This window comes from Peribacillus sp. FSL E2-0159 (assembly GCF_038643155.1).
Lineage (GTDB): Bacteria > Bacillota > Bacilli > Bacillales > DSM-1321 > Peribacillus > Peribacillus simplex.
In genome coordinates this window covers 1,196,889-1,210,809 of record NZ_CP152053.1, presented here as the reverse complement: position 1 = coordinate 1,210,809, position 13,921 = coordinate 1,196,889, and the positions used below count along the sequence as shown (strand labels likewise).

At 42.3% G+C, this 13,921-nt stretch carries 11 protein-coding genes; 3 read left to right on the top strand and 8 right to left on the bottom strand.

Going from position 1 to position 13,921, the window contains the following annotated elements; translation table 11 throughout:
* Positions 1 to 42: 42 nt before the first annotated feature.
* The 7 genes from NYE63_RS06005 to iadA all read right to left on the bottom strand — a co-directional run bounded on the left by NYE63_RS06005 (position 43) and on the right by iadA (position 8,738).
* Entirely contained in the window at positions 43 to 1,422 is a 1,380-nt protein-coding gene (locus tag NYE63_RS06005; protein WP_342604473.1) for an amino acid permease, read from the bottom strand.
* Between the two features lie 361 nt (positions 1,423 to 1,783).
* On the bottom strand, positions 1,784 to 3,208 hold the full coding sequence (gene lpdA / locus NYE63_RS06000) for a dihydrolipoyl dehydrogenase (RefSeq protein WP_342604472.1): 1,425 nt from the start codon (positions 3,206 to 3,208) through the stop codon (positions 1,784 to 1,786).
* Positions 3,209 to 4,489: a dihydrolipoamide acetyltransferase family protein gene (locus NYE63_RS05995; protein WP_342604471.1), complete on the bottom strand. Its 1,281-nt coding sequence runs from the start codon at positions 4,487 to 4,489 to the stop codon at positions 3,209 to 3,211.
* 30 nt (positions 4,490 to 4,519) lie between these two features.
* Entirely contained in the window at positions 4,520 to 5,503 is a 984-nt protein-coding gene (locus NYE63_RS05990) for an alpha-ketoacid dehydrogenase subunit beta (protein WP_063232322.1), read from the bottom strand.
* The gene (gene pdhA, locus NYE63_RS05985) at positions 5,503 to 6,615 is read right to left on the bottom strand and encodes a pyruvate dehydrogenase (acetyl-transferring) E1 component subunit alpha (RefSeq protein WP_342604470.1); all 1,113 of its coding nucleotides are present in this window, start codon (positions 6,613 to 6,615) and stop codon (positions 5,503 to 5,505) included. Before pdhA ends, NYE63_RS05990 begins: the two co-directional genes overlap by 1 nt.
* A gap of 439 nt (positions 6,616 to 7,054) precedes the next feature.
* Positions 7,055 to 7,288 carry a hypothetical protein gene (locus NYE63_RS05980; protein ID WP_342604469.1) on the bottom strand — a complete coding sequence of 78 codons (234 nt, stop codon included), beginning with the start codon at positions 7,286 to 7,288 and terminating at the stop codon, positions 7,055 to 7,057.
* A 274-nt stretch (positions 7,289 to 7,562) separates the two neighbouring features.
* On the bottom strand, positions 7,563 to 8,738 hold the full coding sequence (gene iadA, locus NYE63_RS05975) for a beta-aspartyl-peptidase (protein WP_342604468.1): 1,176 nt from the start codon (positions 8,736 to 8,738) through the stop codon (positions 7,563 to 7,565).
* A 194-nt stretch (positions 8,739 to 8,932) separates the two neighbouring features.
* On the opposite strand from iadA, the gene NYE63_RS05970 reads away from it, so the two are divergent.
* Complete coding sequence (locus NYE63_RS05970; protein ID WP_342604467.1) at positions 8,933 to 9,241, top strand: hypothetical protein; 309 nt, start codon at positions 8,933 to 8,935, stop codon at positions 9,239 to 9,241.
* 442 nt (positions 9,242 to 9,683) lie between these two features.
* Here NYE63_RS05970 and NYE63_RS05965 read toward each other — a convergent pair whose 3' ends face one another.
* On the bottom strand, positions 9,684 to 11,702 hold the full coding sequence (locus NYE63_RS05965) for a PBP1A family penicillin-binding protein (RefSeq protein ID WP_342604466.1): 2,019 nt from the start codon (positions 11,700 to 11,702) through the stop codon (positions 9,684 to 9,686).
* A gap of 318 nt (positions 11,703 to 12,020) precedes the next feature.
* Here NYE63_RS05965 and NYE63_RS05960 point away from each other — a divergent pair, with 318 nt between their 5' ends.
* Complete coding sequence (locus NYE63_RS05960) at positions 12,021 to 12,545, top strand: universal stress protein (RefSeq protein WP_342604465.1); 525 nt, start codon at positions 12,021 to 12,023, stop codon at positions 12,543 to 12,545.
* 475 nt (positions 12,546 to 13,020) lie between these two features.
* Positions 13,021 to 13,908, top strand: coding sequence for a cation diffusion facilitator family transporter (locus tag NYE63_RS05955; RefSeq protein ID WP_342604464.1), 888 nt, complete (start codon positions 13,021 to 13,023; stop codon positions 13,906 to 13,908).
* The last annotated feature ends 13 nt before the right edge of the window (positions 13,909 to 13,921 follow it).

The following is a 13,921-nucleotide window of genomic DNA, read 5'->3' as shown; positions in this document are numbered from 1 at the left end:
CGACATGGACGCCTTTGCCCATGCCGTATCTTTTCCGTGGATTTATTTAGCAATATCCTTTTCTACTATAGTTGTTTCCTGTTCATCCACACTTTTAAATTTAAAAATCGAAATCGAGATTAAGGCAGCCAACACAATCAGGCAAGCAATGATACTGATCCGATTCTGTTCACTGAACACGAACGAGACACAAATGATGCTTAAGGTTATTACGGCAAACAAGGTTACATATGGAAAGCCCCATACTTTAAAACTCGGAGCTTTGGGATATGAATTGCGAAGTTTTAGCTGCGCTAAACAGATGCTGATCCATACAAGTGATACTACAAAACCCGGAAACGCCATTAATAAAGTAAATGCCTTGTCCTGTGCAACGAAAGTAATCATGGAGCCGACGACCAATACAAATGCACTTAGTATCAAACTATATAAGGGAACGCCATTTTTTGATACATAAGAGAACGACTTGGGAGCTTCCCCTTCTGCAGCTAAAGAATGAAGCATTCGAGTACACCCATATATTCCAGAGTTAGCAGCAGATAAGACGGCCGTAATCAAAATAAAATTCATGATATGTGCAGATCCCTGAAAACCGGACATTGACAAAACTTGTACAAACGGACTTGCCTGGTCGCCAATTTCGTTCCAAGGAATCAAACCGCAGATTACAAGTATCGGTAAGGTGAAAAATAATACGACTCTCCAAATATAGTTTTTAATGACCTTCGGTAAAATCCGTTCCGCATCCTTTGCTTCCGTTACCGTTACTCCTATTAACTCGGAACCGCCATACGAGAACATTACGATCAGTAATGCCGAAAAGATGGACATCCACCCATTTGGGAAAAACCCTCCATGCCCTGTGAAGTTTTGTAGATAATTAGATCCGCTGCTTGGGATGACTCCAAATAAAATACAGGCTCCCAATATAATGAATAAGATGATCATTGTAATTTTAATGCCAGCAAACCAAAATTCGAATTCACCATAATTTTTGACATTCATCATGTTAATCCCAATGATGAAAGCCGCACACCCTAAACTTAATATCCATAGCGGGATTGCTGGGAGCCAATACTGCAAGAAGCTTCCTGCCACCACTACCTCAATGACACATACGGACAGCCACATGAAACAATACATCCAGCCTATGATGAAGGAAAAGCGTTTACCGAATGCTTTTTGAACGAAACCTTTCATATTCGTATTGGGATAGACAATTGCCATTTCTGCTATGGCACCCATGACTACAAGCAGTAATAATCCTGCAAAAATATAAGTGAATATGACTCCTGGCCCTGCTAACGATATGGTTTCGGCACTTCCTTTAAAAATCCCAGTACCTATTGCCCCTCCCATTGCCATCATGCTAATATGCCGCGGCAATAATTTCTTTTGCAGTGACCCACCATTTGATTCCATTACATTTGCCTCCTTCATTCCATATTTTTTTCGTATAAAAAAATCAAACCCATTTCAATCATTGAATGGCGAATAGATAAGTTATCTCATCAACCGTTACGGTTTAGGAGTGGAAGGATGCAAAGCCTTCTTGAAAAATCTTCTCATACCACCAAAGTAAAAATGATATCAATATGCCGTTAGTTTTACAAGAGGAATCATTGCAGGCTAAAATCGCGCCTGTTTGGTCAAACGCCGGGTCTGATCTTCGAAATGGAGTGAATTTGCTGAAAGCCTTGCCTTATCGGGGCCAATAACAGGTTTCTGACCACACTCTAATCGGGGACTACATTGGTAATCCCCATGTCTTTACATTTTTACCTTAATTATTTACGATGTGAATCGCATGTCCCAAAACTGCCTCAGCCGCTTCCATCCACCCTTCAGTCAAAGTTGGATGTGGATGCATGCTGAGGGCTATATCTTCTACCCGAGCCGCCAGCTCCAGTGCAAGGACCCCTTCACCTATAAGGTTGGAAGCATCAGCACCTACCATATGCATTCCGAGCAATATGTGGCTATTAGCATCCACGATCACTTCAGCAAATCCCTCTGTTTCATTCGTTGCAAGCGCCCTTCCGTTGGCACTGAACGGAAATTTGCCGATTTTGACGCTGTATCCCTGTTGTTCAGCTTCTTCACGGCTTAAACCAACCCCAGCTATTTGTGGGTCTGAGAAGATTACATAGGGAACATTAGGTGAGTCAACGGCACTTGGCAACCCCCCTATCACTTCAGCTGCCACGATTCCCTGCTTGGTCGCGCGATGGGCAAGAGCCGGACCAGGTGTAGTGTCACCGATGGCAAAGATGTGCGGCACATTTGTACGGCATTCCATATCCACTGCTATATGCCCTTTTTCACCAACTGTAACTCCAGCCCGATTCAGGCCAATTTCTTCAGTGTTAGGTATCCTGCCAATTGTAACCAAGCTCTTTTCACTCACGACCACTTCCGTCCCCTGTTCTTCTGAGGATACATGAAGGTGTACATGGCCATCCACTACACTCGCCTTTTCTACTCTCGTGGATGTTTTGATATTCACCCCAAGCTTCTTGGCATTCCGGGTGACTTCCTTTACCAGGTTTTCAGCAATTTGGGGGAGTATGCGATTGGCCATTTCAATGATGGTCACTTTAGTACCTAGCTTTGCAAATGCCATACCCAATTCGATTCCGATATATCCACCGCCAATGATCGACAAACTTGATGGAACTTCCTGCAGCTGTAAAGATGATGTTGAATCCAATATATATTCTCCATCGACTTTAATAAAGGATGGAATGAAAGGCCTGGACCCCGTTGCAATAATTGCCTGTTCAAACTTGTAGGTTTCAAAATCGCCATCGGTTTCAACCCCAATACGGTCATCAGATAAAAAGGCTGCTTGACCCTTGACCACCGTCACTCCATTTTCCTTACACAAATGGGCAATACCTTGCCTCAACTGAGATGTGATGCCCGCTTTCCAATCCTGCCAAACTCCCAAGTCCATAGTGGTTCTTTCCTGGGATAGCCGGATTCCCATTTTCCCTAAATCGTTAAGCCTTTGGTATTGATCAGCTGTGTGAATTAATGCCTTTGAAGGTATACAGCCCCGATTAAGGCAAACCCCGCCCAGCTTATCCTTTTCAACCAGCACGACCGATTTTCCTAACTGTCCGAGACGGATAGCCGCAGCATATCCTCCCGGACCTCCTCCAATGATGATAACATCCGTCTCTACAGCAACTTCCCCTACTACCATTTATCTCATCTCCACAACTAAACGAATTGGATTTTCCAGCAATTCCTTGATTCTATTGGTAAAATGCACCGCTGTTACCCCATCAATCAAACGATGATCGAAAGAAAGAGACATATTCATCATTAAACGGATAACACCTTCCAAATCGCGAACGACCATGCGATGTTCCATTTTATGCAAAGCTAGTATGGCCGCTTCCGGATAGTTAATGATCGGAGTCGCGTGCATCCCTCCGATCGGTCCTACATTGCTGATGGTAAATGTACTGCCTGTGATTTGATCTATGCTCAACTTCCCTTCACGGGCTTGGGCTGCCAATTGCCTGATTTCATCAGCCAGTTGGAAAATGGTCTTTTGATCGGCATGTTTTATGACTGGAACTATGAGACCCTCTTTTGTATTCGTCGCAATCCCAATATGATAATAATTCTTCAGGATGATTTCATTGGTCTTTTCATCAATTGAAGCGTTTAATGTTTTGAACTCCTTTAAGGCGATGACAATGGCTTTTACGAAAAATGGCAAAAAAGTCAATTTAATATCCTTATCATCGGAGTACTCCTTTAATTGATTTTTAAATTCCTTCAATCCGTCCATTTCCAATTCATCTACATGGGTTACATGAGGAATGGTCGAAACAGACTTTACCATATGTTCAGCGATTTTTTTACGAATGCCCTTAAGCGGGATCCGTTCTTCCCACTCATTTTCCACTCCTTTTGCCTGGATGGCATCCTTCATCGGGGCCATCTCTTGAACAATCTTGTCATCATGCTGATTGGCATTTCCCCGTGTAATCGAGTTATTTTCTTTAAACTGCTTCAAGTCACTTTCGGTAATTCGCCCAGCCGGACCGGAGCCTTTAACCTTCTCGATATCAAGCTTCATTTCCCTCGCCATTTGACGCACGAATGGCGTTGCCAACGCACGCACTGCCTCATGATGCGGTTTAGTCGTAATATGCTTTGCATTTACTTTTACATCATCAGACCGCACGACTTGGATTTCTTCGTCAATCATGCCTTTATCCGGAACTGACACATCGTTCTCTTCCTGAATTGTAAATATAGTGGTTCCCACTTCCACGATATCCCCTTCGGAATAAAATATTTTCCTGACCACTCCCGCTGCGGGAGCAGTCAATTCCGCATTGACTTTATCCGTTTGCACTTCAACAATGGGTTGGTCTTGTTTTACCGCATCCCCTTCTTTGATGAGCCATTGGATAATTTCCCCTTCATGCATCCCTTCCCCTACATCAGGAAGTTTAAATTCCAACATGCGACTTCCTCCTTCTCCCTTAATCATCAATTAAAATGATATCGTTTCGACTATACCTTGTTTTACACGGTCAACAGTCGGTAAATAATGATCTTCTATTGTAAAAGGCGGAACCGGTACATCAAATCCTGTTACACGCTTAATCGGCGCTTTCAGGTAAATAAGAGCTTCATCATTAATGATGGAGATAATCTCCGCACCTAATCCGGCAGTCTTATGGGCTTCATGGACGATTAATGCACGACCTGTCTTTTTAATGGATTGCACGATCGTATCCCTATCTAAAGGGTATAATGTTCGAAGATCGACTACTTCACACTTCCAGCCTTTTTCTGCTTCAATCTTTTTCGCGGCATTCATTGCTTCTCTTAACATGGCCCCCCATGCAAAAATGGTCAGGTCGCTTCCTTCCTTGACCACTTTTGCTTGACCGATTGGTATTCGGTACATTTCTTCGGGAACTTCTTCCTTAAAAGCCCGATACAATTTAGTCGGTTCCAAAAAAATCACCGGATCAGGATCTTCGAGCGCAGAAATGAGCAACCCTTTTGCGTCATATGGATTACTGGGTGCAACCACCTTTAAACCCGGAGTATGGGCAAAGAAGGTTTCAACACTTTCGGAATGAAGTTCAGGACCCCTGATTCCGGCACCATATGGCGTGCGGATTACGAGGGGCACCCCAAATTGCCCACGAGTACGATACCTCATACGGGCAGCATGGGAAACTAGTTGCTCGAACCCCGGATAAATAAAGGCGAGAAACTGGATCTCCACTATGGGAAGCATTCCGTTAAGGGCTAAACCAATGGCAGAGCCGATGATTCCGGATTCAGCTAATGGTGTATCCACAACTCGATCTTTTCCATACTTCTCATAAAGCCCTTCAGTCGATCGGAAAACTCCGCCATTCACTCCAATATCCTCACCCAAGATCATCACGCGATCATCATGACCCAGCATTTGGTCCAGCGCTTCCGTAATAGCCTGGAGCATCGTTAAATTTTTGCCCATTATTTCTTCCCGCCTTTCCTTAAGATTTGGTTCAATTCCTGCTTCTGTTCCTTTAGATGCCATGACTCCCCGGCATATACATGGTTAAACATTTCGAGTGGGTCAGATTTCGGATACCCTTCGGCTTTTTGAAGGTGAGCATCAATCAATTCGTTGAATTGTTTTAACACCAATTCCTCCTGCTCTTCATTCCAGTGACCCTCTTTATTCAAATACTTTCTAAGACGTGTAATGGGATCCCGGTTTTCCCTCCAGAACGTTGAAACTTCGTCCTGATCGCGATATATGTTCGGATTGTCTGCAGTAGTATGGGCTCCATAGCGAAAGGTAATGGCTTCGATTAATGTAGGTCCTTCCCCTTTAAGCGCTCTTTCGACAGCCTCCTTTACAGTCAGCCATACTGCGAAAATATCATTTCCATCCACTCGGACCCCATGGATGTCATAAGCAGCAGCCCGCTGGGATATTGTTTTGGATGCCGATTGTTTTTCAAAAGGCACACTGATCGCATAGCCATTATTTTGGCAGAAAAAGATTGTTGGGGTTTTATAAACGCCAGCAAAATTCAGTGCCTCATGAAAGTCCCCTTCAGAAGTGGCTCCATCACCAAAATAAGCAATGCTAACATTCTTTTCGCCTTTAATCTTACTTGCCCAAGCCGTTCCAACTGCATGGACCATTTGAGTGGCAATGGGAACACTTGGAGGCAATATCCTTTTTCCTTCTGGACAAATTGAGCCATCAAAATGCGCCATCCAGTATAGGAAAACACGGTATAATTCCTGCCCATGGATGATTGCCGCTCCATGATCACGGTATGTGGGAAACATCCAATCCCCTGCCGACAACGCTAAAGCGCTTCCTACCTGGGATGCCTCCTGTCCTTCGAAAGGTGCATAGGTTCCAATCCTGCCTTGGCGCTGGAGATTAATTGATTTTCGGTCAAATGTTCTGAGCAGGAGCATGCTCTCATACATTTTTAACATCAATGATCTATCGATTTTTCCATCAATCGTTTCAATGATTTCCCCATCAGGAGTCAATACTCGAAACATTTCCGGCTCATCTTCATTTGAATACGCTTTCATTATTGGGTTTCCCGTCTTTTCCATATCATTTCTCCCCTTAAGATAGATTTGTTTCGCAAACTTACCAAGGTTTTGAACAGTCATGAAATAACAGCCCAAAATATATTTATTGGTCTTTATGTCTGTGATTAAATGCTGTTTCATAAACTACATTTCCTTATATAAAAGGATAATACATCCATGTTTTTAATAATATGTTAAATAGAATGAATTTTTCACAGTTTACCTTTATTTAGAATATGTTTTCTGATACCTTACCTTCATTTTGAAAATAAGAACCATTAATGGGGAAATTTCATATTGATTACCAACAAATTGTTGATATGCTCGATCGATTCAAGACCTATCCAAAAAGTATCCAGCACAAAAAAAAGACCCATTAAATAATAAATGGGTCTTAGACTGTAGACAAACTCGAAGAAAAGCCTGCTTCCTGTCGTTTTTATCTTTAAAAATGTTACAGTTAATTTCGGAAATCCGCTCCCTTTCCGCCGACTGTCTGCCAAGCCTCCTCGACGAGCGCCTGTGGGGTCTCGGCTAGCCAGTTATTCGGCAGGAGTGTCGCAAATTTCTTCATTCCGATGAGGGTTTCATATAACCAAAAAACATAAAGAGCCAGTTTGCCTGCCGTTTTTATCTTTAAAAATGTTACAGTTGATTTCGGAAATCCGCTCCCTTTCCGCCGACTGTCTGCCAAGCCTCCTCGACAAGCGCCTGTGGGGTCTCGGCTAGCCAGTTATTCGGCAGGAGTGTCGCAAATTTCTTCATTCCGATGAGGGTTTCATTCAAATCCAAGTTTACTTATAAAATAATGGTTTGGGATTACAGCAATCGAACTACTTTTTGTCGACAAACTGAGACCCATTATATAATTATGGGTCTTTTTTGCATTTCATGATTGATGGGGTTATTACACGCACCCGAAATAGACCTGCCATATTAACATTTCAGGTTCACAATATTAGAAAAATCTATTTTTCAAATGTTCCCTTTACGACTGCTTCACCATCTTTGACCATGATCTGCCCCATCGCGATCACACTATCTATTTCTAAAGTTTGTTTCTTCATCATGATGATATCGGCGTCCTTACCTACCGCAAGCTGTCCCTTTGCAGAAAGTTTTAAAATGTTTGCCGGATTTTCCGTCACAACTCTTATGGCATCGGCAATTGTCACTCCATCCTCGAGGACCGCATCGACAACACAGTCATATAAAGACATGCATGTACCAATGTTCAAACCACGCAGGTTTCCGCTGCCATCGAAGTCAGGCAGGCTGGCTTGGCCATCTGAAGTTATCGTGATCTGCCCGATTTCAACACCTTCTTCTAGTGCCCTTTTTATTGCTGTACTTGCTTTGACCTCCCCTTCTTCAAGGAACTTCTGGATCGTACTTGTCGTAAAATCGATATACCCCCCTTTTTTTGCATATTCCACCCCTGCATTGAATAAATGCGGATTTCGGTTTATATGTGTAGGGTAGAACTGAGTGATCGGTATTTCTGTTGTCTCGACAACTTCTTCAATTACATCCAAATGATCTAGACTGTCGCCGACATGAATGTTGACGATACCGCTTTTCCCGGACAACAGACCTCCATTACGCGCCTGAGAGGCCAGTTTTGCCAGTTCAGCTGCCGTCGGCTGCGAAGAACGATGATCGGCAATGGCTATTTCGCCAACACCGATTATTTTATCCACAAGAATCAAATCATCCTCGATCTTACCGGTTAACGTCTTGACTGGAACTTGATAGGAACCAGTCTGAACGAAGCAGCTAATTCCTTCTTCTTCAAGCGCTCTCGCTTTAGCAAGCAGTGCTGGCATCGTCCTTGTCGTTCCATCTGTTCCGATGACCCCTACCAATGTCGTTATACCCGCTAAAGTGGCATCTGTTAATTGGATTTCAGGAGTCCTCGTTTTAAAGCCCCCTTCCCCACCGCCGCCGATAATATGTACGTGTGCATCTATAAAACCTGGAGCCACGATTTGGCCACTCGCATCAATCACTTCCAATTCAACGAAATTGGCAGGTACATCAATCTTGTCCTCGATGAAGCCAATTTGCTTTCCAACCAAGAGGATATCTTTTTGGCCCATATATTCCGGACCAAAAAGCTCCCCATTTTTAATAAGTGTGAGCATTGTTCCTTCTCCTTCAAAAGTTGAAAATTTTCAAATAGGTTTCAAAAGCTTTTACACGGGTAAATATACAATATGACACGCTAACAATTACATAAAAAAGACCAAACATTACTTGTTCATTTTTAAAGATTGTAGCTGAATTGACATCTTGATTATGCTTTTCCAAAAGTATAAAAACAAAAGGAGTAAACGACATGAATAAAGTGATTTCTTCCGACATTAAAACAAATAAAAGATTATCCATGAGACAAATCATGAACCTATATCAAGTTACAAAAGAATTTAAAGGGAATATATATTTTATCTGCAACCATAAATTGGTTGATGCCAAGAAACTTTCGACTTTCGTATCATTTTTGCTCATTCTTCATGAGTGTGCCACGATGAAAGTCATCCTTGAAGGTGTGAATGTACATGCCATGCTTGAAAAAGTACAGGATATTTGTAAAGAAAATGATGAAAGTGCATACGGTTTCCAATCGAACCAAATCGTTAATATTTAAATGATTCAAACTACGGTATGAAGAGGGTGTTTAGAAATGAGAACCATTTTAATGGTAATAGGAGCAATCGTCGTTATCGGCATAATAGTTAATTTCATTTTTTAAGAACGACGAAAGACTTTCAATGAATGACAGTTTCAAACAGCAGGCAAACGCGAGTTTGCCTGCTGTTTTTTTCTTTTTAAAAAAAGTTTCAGTTTTCAGAAATCCGCTCCCTCTCCGCAGACTGTCTGCAGTTATTCGGCAGGAGTGTCGCAAATTTCTTCATTTTAATGAGGATTTCATAAAAAACCATTAAGGGCACCTAGTTTTGTTTTAAAATCATGGTTAGGGATGAGACCATTCCCCCCTTTTGCCGACAAGCTGAGACTGTCAAATGTTTGACAGTCTCAGCTTGTTAATATTATTTAAAGAGCGTGGCCATACTTCCCTTTCCTGAGAATCACCACGGAACCTCCCAGTCCCTCCATTTATTCAAACCTTCCCGTATTTCATTTCCTTTATCAATCCAATATTGTCTTCTTTTCTCCTCTTCTTCCTTTTCCTGTTGTTTAGCTATATTTGCCTCTTGTTCAGCTATATTTGCCTCTTGTTTAGCTATAAGCGGACCGATATCTTGAGCTTTAAAAGATTGGGCGGCTTGATTCTGTAAGGCTTGCGCCATTATTTTTTGGAAGATGAGTGCACTTCCCTGACTGCTGTGTGTCGTTAGATAATGATTTTCGTCCGTCTTATCATATCCAGCCCATACAGCACCGACCAGCGAAGGTGAATAACCGATGAACCATTGATCTTTAACCCCTGATATTCCTTCGATGGGAACTTGTGTGGAACCTGTTTTACCTGCTATTTCATGACCGGAAACTGCCGCGTTTTTCGCTGTGCCATATTCCACTGTTCCAAGCAGCATGGCATTCATTTTATCCACGGCGCCTACAGAGGTCACTTTGGTGCTTTTCTCTTTCCATGCGGCTACTTCTTTTCCATCGGCATTTTCTATTCTTACAATGGCATGGGTTTCCATCCGTTCCCCTTCGTTGGCGAAAGCTGAAAAGGCTCCTGCCATCTGCAGCGGGGAAACACCTTTTTTCATTCCTCCTAAAGCGATCGACAGGTTTCGATCATCCTTTTCATATGGAATCCCAAACCGCTTAAGTGAATCAAGCCCCTTATCGATACCAATCTCATTCAATAGCCAAACCGTAGGTACATTCAAGGAATTCATCACCGCTTCATACATGGGCACTTCTCCTTTATATTCACCACTCAGATTTGTTGGCTCATATTCACCGAAGCTCATTTTTTCATCCTTTAAAGGGGCAGTGATATCATATCCCTCTTCAACAGCTGGCGTGTAAACGACAAGCGGTTTAATGGATGAACCAGGAGACCTTGTCAGCTGGGTTGCCCGATTATATCCCATGAATTGATGTTCACCTCTCCCGCCGACAAGTGCTTTTATGCCGCCGGTTTCAGGATCAAGGAGGACAGACCCGCTTTGAACCAGTTCTTCTGTACTCGTTCCAACTGGAAAATTGGCTGCATTCTCATACACGGTTTCTGTAGCCTGCTGCATGAATTGGTCCAGAGTCGTGTAAATTTTATATCCTTTTGAAAGCAGCTCTTCAAGCTTAATTCCATATTTACTCGATGCTTCCGATAAAACATGATCGACATAATAAGGATACTTACCTCTCAATGGATCGGTTTCCTTCTCCCCCATAAGAAGTGTCACCGAATCTTTTTTTGCAGTTGCTTCTTCATCTTTCGTCAAATAACCATGTTCCGCCATTCTCGAAAGAACCAAATCACGCCGCTTGACTGCCCCGTCTAAATTCTTGTATGGATCAAGTTTGGATGGCAAGTTAATGACACCCGCCAGCAAAGCTCCCTCGGCAACGGTCAATTCAGAGACCTCTTTGGAAAAATAAATATTTGCAGCCTTTTTGATTCCCCATGCCCCATGGCCAAAATAAACTTGATTCAAATACATTTCCAGAATCTCATCTTTTGTATATTCATTTTCAACTTCCTGGGCTAGAAAAAACTCTTCTATCTTCCTCTTCAGTGTTCGATCCGATTCAAGCATCGTGATTTTCACAAGCTGCTGGGTGAGCGTGCTCCCGCCTTCAACAACACTTCCAGCCTTCGCATTTTTAACCAAAGCCCGCAAAATCCCTTGATAATCTATGCCGTGATGTTCATAAAAACGGTGATCCTCAATGGAAACCACCGCTTGTTTCATGTGTTCCGGTATTTCATCTATCGCAACACCTTCGGATTTATTTGCCGTGATCGTACTGGCAAGATTGCCATTCAGATCATAGATTCCTGTCGGTTGCTGAAGAATATTTTCAAGATGGCTTATATCTGCACCATGCCTGAAATACAATAGTGAACCGGCGCCTAAAACTACAATCGCCAATATTATAATTAGACCTAATTTCACTAACCCTCTCATTTGTACCCCCATTTTCCCATCTGCGACATGTTTCATTAAAAATATTTTACCCTTTTTATTAAAGAAAACTCGTCGATTGAATAAAAGGCGCCCTTTTCTTGTAGCACTATACTCGCGAATCGGAATCCTTACCGATGATATCCCTTCATCGTCTGAGCATACAAACTAAATGAAGGACCGGATTTCATCCTACCATTTTAACTATGCTCGTATCTATCCTTTGCCCCTAAAAGGCAATCTATATACCGATTAAAGGCGTGAATCCATTTAAAATTGGGTATAACACTTTAAGGTCTTATAAAGGGGAGAATGATATTAATGAAAGACTTAAAACATATTGTCGTCGCTTTTGATGGAAATGAAGAGAGTAAACGGGCCGTGGAATATGGAGCAACATTGAAAAAAGCCTTTCCAAAAGCCGAGTTGACCGTAGTTCATGTCCTAAATGATAAGGTTGAACAGCGTATCATGGGAAACGCCTCGGCTCCGGGGTTCGTACCTGCTGCCGGATTTTATGTGGATCCAGTCCAGACACACCCCGTTGTTGAAGTTAATCAGCCAGGACATCAAAAGGTAAATGACACCCCTTCCGCCGTCGAGAATAGTATTCAGAACGCAGAAAATAATACATTGAAATTGTTAAGTGAATGTCAAGTCAAGGGGAAATTCGAAATATTGGAAGGATATGCGCCAGATAGCGTATGTGACTTTGCAGCAAGAACTTCAGCTGACCTTATCGTTGTCGGCAATAGTGCTAAAAGCGGTTTGGAAAAATTCTTCCTTGGAAGTACAAGTAGTTCCATTGCGAAAAACGCACCCTGTTCGGTATTCATTGCAAAATGAAGATTGAGCAGGTTCGCCCTGAATGGCTCGAGTAGGGAATTCTCCGAAAAAAGGCCGGATTCTTATAGAATCCGGCCTTTTTGTTTATAGGATTTCTCAGGAATGCATTTGAAGCAGCCGAAAAAACACCAGGCGCTAATGGCTGCCCAAAACCACATCCCTATACCAGTGCTAACTATCAGGTCAAGGTGCCTGAACTAGAACCGTTCACTCTCATCCTTTTTGGCCCCCTTGTGGAAGTATTTAATTTTCGATCATCGGTTAGAATACAATTAAAGAAAATGTACATGTCATCAAAACTAGCCATTCCCACTTTATGGCAATATCCTTTCATTTATCCAACTTCTTTACAGACCTTCAATACACCTGCTATTAACCAAGTTAGATGGCTATATATGACAATTTTTCTATAGACTCACTAAGGTTTGATTTGGTATCTTTATTAAGCCTAATTTACATTGGGGAGGGAATGGACATGGATAAACATTCGATTTCAGCTGAAAAAGGCGCTTACATAAGCATTGCCGCTTACATATTCTTGTCTGCTCTTAAATTGTCATTTGGTTATTTCGGTGATTCTAAAGGGCTTTGGGCTGATGGTTTAAATAATACAACCGACATCATCGCTTCCATAGCCGTATTGATTGGTTTAAAAATTTCAAAGAGACCTCCTGATGATAATCATTCATATGGTCATTTACGGGCGGAAACCGTAGCCTCGTTGGTAGCTGCCCTCATCATGATCTCCGTGGGCCTTCAGGTTGTATTCAGTGCCATTGAATCCTTCTTTCACCAAGATTCAACAACCGTTCCCAGTATGCTGACCGGTTATGTCGCTCTATTCTCTGCAATCTTCATGTACGGAATCTACCGTTATAACTTATCATTAAGTAAAAAGATCAACAGCTCTTCCATCTATGCAGTTGCACAGGATAATCGTTCCGATGCCCTTGTCAGTGTTGGTGCTTTCATTGGAATCATCGGTACTAAGCTGGGAATCCCTTGGCTGGATGCGATAGCTGCAGCAGTTGTGGGGGTCATCATATGTAAAACGGCCTGGGATATCTTTCGTGATGCCTCCATCTCTTTAACCGATGGTTTCGACGAGCAGCTCCTGCAAAAGATCGGACAAACCATTATATTGACAGAAGGTGTTAAAGATATGAGTGAAATTAAAGCCCGGATGCACGGAAGTGAAATCCTGCTCGAATCCACCGTTCATGTTAACCCTCTTTTGACCGTCATTCAAGGTCATGATATTACGGTTAAAATCGAAGAAAATCTTTTGAAGGAATATAATATCCAGCATGTGATCGTTCACATCGAACCATATGCATTTCATAAAAAAGGTAACCGTCATTAACTTTACGGATACC

Excerpts from the sequence above, each read along its gene's own strand:
- NYE63_RS06005 (WP_342604473.1), bottom strand. The coding sequence starts at position 1,422 with ATGGAATCAAATGGTGGGTCACTGCAAAAGAAATTATTGCCGCGGCAT.
- lpdA (WP_342604472.1), bottom strand. The coding sequence starts at position 3,208 with ATGGTAGTAGGGGAAGTTGCTGTAGAGACGGATGTTATCATCATTGGA.
- NYE63_RS05995 (WP_342604471.1), bottom strand. The coding sequence starts at position 4,489 with ATGTTGGAATTTAAACTTCCTGATGTAGGGGAAGGGATGCATGAAGGG.
- NYE63_RS05990 (WP_063232322.1), bottom strand. The coding sequence starts at position 5,503 with ATGGGCAAAAATTTAACGATGCTCCAGGCTATTACGGAAGCGCTGGAC.
- pdhA (WP_342604470.1), bottom strand. The coding sequence starts at position 6,615 with ATGGAAAAGACGGGAAACCCAATAATGAAAGCGTATTCAAATGAAGAT.
- iadA (WP_342604468.1), bottom strand. The coding sequence starts at position 8,738 with ATGCTCACACTTATTAAAAATGGGGAGCTTTTTGGTCCGGAATATATG.
- NYE63_RS05970 (WP_342604467.1), top strand. The coding sequence starts at position 8,933 with ATGAATAAAGTGATTTCTTCCGACATTAAAACAAATAAAAGATTATCC.
- NYE63_RS05965 (WP_342604466.1), bottom strand. The coding sequence starts at position 11,702 with ATGAGAGGGTTAGTGAAATTAGGTCTAATTATAATATTGGCGATTGTA.
- NYE63_RS05960 (WP_342604465.1), top strand. The coding sequence starts at position 12,021 with ATGAAAGACTTAAAACATATTGTCGTCGCTTTTGATGGAAATGAAGAG.
- NYE63_RS05955 (WP_342604464.1), top strand. The coding sequence starts at position 13,021 with ATGGATAAACATTCGATTTCAGCTGAAAAAGGCGCTTACATAAGCATT.